Source organism: Variovorax sp. 05L425 (genome assembly GCF_056397705.1).
Genome location: NZ_JBFTNY010000059.1, coordinates 1 through 4,635 on the forward strand (window position 1 = coordinate 1; position 4,635 = coordinate 4,635).

The 4,635-nt window shown below is 60.2% G+C and carries 5 protein-coding genes and 1 pseudogene; 1 reads left to right on the top strand and 5 read right to left on the bottom strand.

Translation table 11 applies throughout. From position 1 onward, the window contains the following. Positions 1 to 156: 156 nt before the first annotated feature. From AC1DN9_RS29865 to AC1DN9_RS29885, 5 genes are all read right to left on the bottom strand, one after another. Positions 157 to 393, bottom strand: coding sequence for a hypothetical protein (locus AC1DN9_RS29865; RefSeq protein WP_478105986.1), 237 nt, complete (start codon positions 391 to 393; stop codon positions 157 to 159). Positions 394 to 510: 117 nt separating this feature from the next. Further along, positions 511 to 849 carry a hypothetical protein gene (locus AC1DN9_RS29870; RefSeq protein WP_478105987.1) on the bottom strand — a complete coding sequence of 113 codons (339 nt, stop codon included), beginning with the start codon at positions 847 to 849 and terminating at the stop codon, positions 511 to 513. Between the two features lie 100 nt (positions 850 to 949). Beyond that, positions 950 to 1,393: a tetratricopeptide repeat protein gene (locus AC1DN9_RS29875; protein WP_478105988.1), complete on the bottom strand. Its 444-nt coding sequence runs from the start codon at positions 1,391 to 1,393 to the stop codon at positions 950 to 952. A gap of 69 nt (positions 1,394 to 1,462) precedes the next feature. After that, positions 1,463 to 1,738 carry a DUF2164 domain-containing protein gene (locus tag AC1DN9_RS29880; protein ID WP_478105989.1) on the bottom strand — a complete coding sequence of 92 codons (276 nt, stop codon included), beginning with the start codon at positions 1,736 to 1,738 and terminating at the stop codon, positions 1,463 to 1,465. A 173-nt stretch (positions 1,739 to 1,911) separates the two neighbouring features. Next, a complete protein-coding gene (locus AC1DN9_RS29885; RefSeq protein ID WP_478105990.1) occupies positions 1,912 to 2,943 on the bottom strand; it encodes a dienelactone hydrolase family protein in 1,032 nt (343 codons plus the stop codon). 276 nt (positions 2,944 to 3,219) lie between these two features. On the opposite strand from AC1DN9_RS29885, the pseudogene AC1DN9_RS29890 reads away from it, so the two are divergent. Next, positions 3,220 to 4,471 (top strand): annotated as a pseudogene (locus tag AC1DN9_RS29890) (IS1182 family transposase). Positions 4,472 to 4,635: the final 164 nt, after the last annotated feature.

A 4,635-nucleotide genomic window follows, 5' to 3' on the forward strand; every position in this document is an offset into this window, starting at 1 on the left:
CTTTGCGACTCGTGCAACCACTCTGGTCCTAAAACAACCCTGCGTTTGCGCGATGAGACCACTGGATGACTCCGTCACGCTGATGCCGACCGCACAGCCGCTGTTCGGCATACTCGCGAATCAAAGCCGTTTGCACACAACCTCGGCCGGCAACCGTCACAGCAATCGGTGCGCTTCGAGCAGGTACAGCTTCAGCACGTCGAGGGCCTGCGCTTCGGTTTTCCCCCAAGCCAGTTCGTTCGTGTGACCCCGCTCGGAATAGTACACAAGCCATTCGGCGCCGACCCTCCGGATGCAATAGGCATCGTCCTTGTCGCCGTCAAAGGAATACGCGCTTTCGGGAACGTTCCGCTTTCGCAAGAAGACGGCGAGTTCCTGAGTGGTCCAACCCATTGTGCTTCCTCCATTGCTCCACGCTCATCATGACATGCGAACGTCGGCTCACCGGCTATTTGAGCGGCATCGTTGAACGGCTGGTTCTGGCCGCGGGCTGACGCTGCGGGTCACCGTTCATTTTGGAGGAAGGATAGGAGCCAAGCCGTTGAGCCAAGGCATTTCGCTCCAAGCCACCTGGCGCTCGAACGCGGCACATTCCTCTGGGGTCAACCAGACTCCGTGGGCTTCAACGCCGAAAGAGGTGCCGTCGGTCAGTTTGACCGCCTGCGCAATTCCAAGTAGGTCGCGCTTCAGTAGCAGGTCACGGGGCACGACCGTCGTGACGAAGCGTAGGCCGTCGATTCCATCGCCTTGCCCGGCTTCAAATAGGACGTAGGCACGGTAACCGTCACGCCGCTGTACCAAAGCCAGTTGGTAGTCCACACCTTCGGCAACGTCACCACGCTTCCACATGTTCGCTCCCCCGTTCGATTTCTGGACCGCAGTTGAAGGGCCGGTTCTGGGCCGGATTCTGCCCCACGGTATGCGGCAGGACATGCGCACCGCGCCGTCGTCACCAGACACCGGATGCCGGAGGTGCAAGCTTGGTCTTCAAGAACTCGAAGTACTTGGCGTCGTCCTGGGCAAATATTTCCTTGCCCTCGAGCATGTATGCCCTGGCCAAGTTGTCGGACGCCACATCGTCTTGCCCCAGCTCAAGCGCGCATTGGCCGAGGCGCAAATGGAGAAAAGGGTTGCCGCGCCCGCCGGGGCACTGCATCGAATAGTTCAGTGCTTCCATGCTTGTCGTGAAGAATCCACCCAAGAAGCAGGCGTCGCCGATGGCTGCAAGTACCCACGTGCTGGCTTCCCAATCGTTCTTCGGGTCCGGTACCAGCGCCCAAGCCTTGTTGTACGTGGCGATTGCCTCCTCATAGAGACGACGCTCTGCGAGCGCATCCCCTTCGGCGCAAAGCTTCTTGATGTCCTCGTGCAGAGAACTCGGCAGTTCGTCCATATCGTCAATCAACTTTCAGGGGGAGGCATCGAATGTCTGGTCTTGGCCGTGTACGGAAGCAGCCGGCCATCACTTCTGCGCCCGCCCCTTGCGGTCGTACTTGCGCCAGTATTGGAATTCTTCTTCATGGACTTCGATGTCCAGTTCTGAGACTCTTGCCTGAAGCCGCTCCTGTGCATCCGAGACAGCTCGGTTGTAAATCACAGGGCCGACCTCCTCCAAGAAGAAGCCGAGTAGAGCACCCGCAGCCAAGTTGCCGATGGGCTCCTCCATGTTCTCTCGGAAATACCTCTCGATGGATGCGATGGCCTCCTTTCGGGCTTCCTTGCTCAGCTCAATGGTCATGCCGTCGCCTCCGGGTTTGCGTGTATGGGTTCGAGTCCTATTTTGGCGCGTGAGGCAACGGCAACTTCTGGCCGGCAGACGTCAACCGGCGCGATGAGAGTTCTTCCCATGGTCTTCGAGTCGAGCCCTGCTGCGCCAAAAGTGCGCCGGCACCGGATTCCAAGAGAGCCAAGTCACTTGCCGGCAAAGAACACTTCCCTCACAAACTCCTGTACGTCCTTGCGCGACTGTCTGAATGCCATCTCGTTTCGCCCGACATGCGCGCCCGGCTTGACGCATGCACTGAAGAACTCCGAGAGCCTCGCTGGGTCGACGGTCTCGCCAGTGCGTTCGGCCGTGATCTTCCAGGGCTCGATGTCCCACCGCAGCACGCCACACGAAGCGGCCGATGTTGCGCCAGGAAGGTAGAACACTTTGTACATGGCGTCCCATGAGTGGCCCGCACCGGCATATTTGATGGTGCGAACAGGTGCGCCTGCATCGGCGTATCGCGTGGCAAGCTGCCCGCAGGGTCCGGGCGTGCTGTAGTCGTCATCCGCCCCGACCAGGTTGAGGATCGGCGCCTTCGTGATCTGCGGCGACCAATAGACCTGGTTGCATCCGGCATACGTCGGGATATGCAGCGCAAATTTCAGGTCGCTCTTGATGACGGCACGCCGGAGCGGCTCCTCCGCCGCCTGAAAGGCAGCGCTTCCGCCGCGCGAAAAGCCCATCACGCCGATTCTGGAGGCATCGATACGCGGATGGCTTGCCAGCAGTTGAAGCGCCTGCAATGCATCCATGAGGTCTGCGGAATACGGCACCAGCGACTGGTTCTCCGCCGTCCGCTTGACGCCCCGCGGCTCGAACACGCTCACGACAAAGGTGGCAACGCCGATGTCATTGAAGGCGTCCACCCACTGCGTCATGCTCGGCTCGATGCCACCGCTGCCGTGCATGAGCACGACAGCAGGGATCTTGTCGTCGTTGCCTTCCCTGCGCTGCGGCAGGTGCAGGTCGCCCCAGACCTTCTGTTCCGTCCAGTTCTGGCGACGCTCCCGCGCAAGGTCAAACATCGTCTTGGGCGTGAAGCTCTGGAACTCAATGCGGCCCTGCGTTTCGGCCCGGAGTTCCTGGGCTGTCGTTGCAAGCGGAAGGGCCGCCATGAGGAGCAGCAGCAGCCCGAGGACCGGGTGACTAAAGGCCGAAATGAAGATTTTCGTCACGAACGTCTTCTTGACCATTGGATCTGCAACACCCCTGCCGCAGTTCGGTGGACGCAGACGAGCCTCGCTAATGAGCCACTGCGCTGCCTCTTGCAAAACGGAGGCAATCATTGGTGCATCGGATGGGCGCGCTCCTGGATGTTCATGGCAGACGAAGAGGGTTGGCGTCATTCAATGAGCGAGCGGGGCGAAGGTCCGGTGTTGGCCGAGGCTGTGTGGAAACTCCCTTGATGGTCACCTATATTGAGCCAACCCGTCTGAACGAGGTGGTGGCCCATGAAGCGATTCATCGAAGGCGAAGACCGGCAGCAGGTGACGCTGCTGCCCGAATGCCTTGACGACTATATCGGTCGAACTGATGTGGCTCACAGGCCGCCTGGCCCCGGACTTCAAGACCATTGCTGATTTCCGCCACGACAATGGTGCGGGCATCCGCAACGTCTGCAAGCGCTTCGTCGGCATGTGCCGAGATCTCAAGCTGTTCACTCACGCCATCGTGGCCATCGATGGCAGCAAGTTCAAGGCAGTCAACAGTCGAGACCGCAACTTCACTGCCGGCAAGATCGACGCGCGCCAGCGGCAGATCGAACAAAGCATCCAACGCTACCTCGATGCCATGGAGACGGCGGATCGCACGCAGCCGGCGGAGGTCGAGGCCAAGACCGAACGGTTGACGGACAAGATCAAGAAGCTGCGCGAGCAAATGCGCGAACTGGACCGGACCAAAGAGCAACTGAAAGACGAGCCCGACGGCCAGCGCTCGACCACCGATCCCGATGCGCGTTCGATGAACTCGCAGGCCAAGGGCTCGGGCCTKGTGGGTTACAACGTACAGGCGGCCGTCGATGCCAGGCATCACCTGATCGTGGCACACGAGGTCACCAACGACGGCAACGACCGCTCGCAGCTCAGCAAGATGGCAAAGGCTGCGCGCGAGGCGATGGGCAAGACCAAGCTGCAGGCCCTTGCCGATCGGGGGTACTTCAACGGCACGGAACTCAAGGCCTGCGAGGACGCGGGCATCACGACTTACGTGCCCAAGCCGATGACCTCGAACGCCAAGGCCGAGGGACGCTTCGACAAGAGCGACTTCATCTATATCGCGAAGGACGACGAGTATCAGTGCCCCGCCGGGCAGCGGGCCATCTACAGGTTCAACACGTTGGAGAAGAACGGCAACGAGCTTCGCGTCTACTGGACCAGCGCTTGTCCCAAGTGCCCGATCAAAGACCAGTGCACGAAAAGCGCCTATCGGCGCATTCGGCGATGGGAGCATGAAGAGGTGCTCGACCGCGTACAGGCTCGCCTGGATCGCAAACCTGTGGCCATGACGCTGCGAAGGTGCACCGTGGAGCACGTGTTCGGGACACTCAAGCACTGGATGGGCTGGACGCACTTCCTCACGAAGAAACTGGAGCACGTCAACACTGAGATGAGTCTGCACGTGCTGGCTTACAACCTCAAGCGGTTCATCGCCATCCTGGGTATTGCCAGAACGATGAAGGCGATGAGATTGCTGGGGGCGTGAGTGCCTTTAGATGGCCTTTGCGACTCGTGCAACCACTCTGGTCCTAAAACAACCCTGCGTTTGCGCGATGAGACCACTGGATGACTCCGTCACGCTGATGCCGACCGCACAGCCGCTGTTCGGCATACTCGCGAATCAAAGCCGTTTGCACACAACCTCGGCCG

Bases quoted from the DNA above. Each gene is read 5' to 3' on its own strand.
- AC1DN9_RS29865 (WP_478105986.1), bottom strand. From the start codon at position 393: ATGGGTTGGACCACTCAGGAACTCGCCGTCTTCTTGCGAAAGCGGAAC.
- AC1DN9_RS29870 (WP_478105987.1), bottom strand. From the start codon at position 849: ATGTGGAAGCGTGGTGACGTTGCCGAAGGTGTGGACTACCAACTGGCT.
- AC1DN9_RS29875 (WP_478105988.1), bottom strand. From the start codon at position 1,393: ATGGACGAACTGCCGAGTTCTCTGCACGAGGACATCAAGAAGCTTTGC.
- AC1DN9_RS29880 (WP_478105989.1), bottom strand. From the start codon at position 1,738: ATGACCATTGAGCTGAGCAAGGAAGCCCGAAAGGAGGCCATCGCATCC.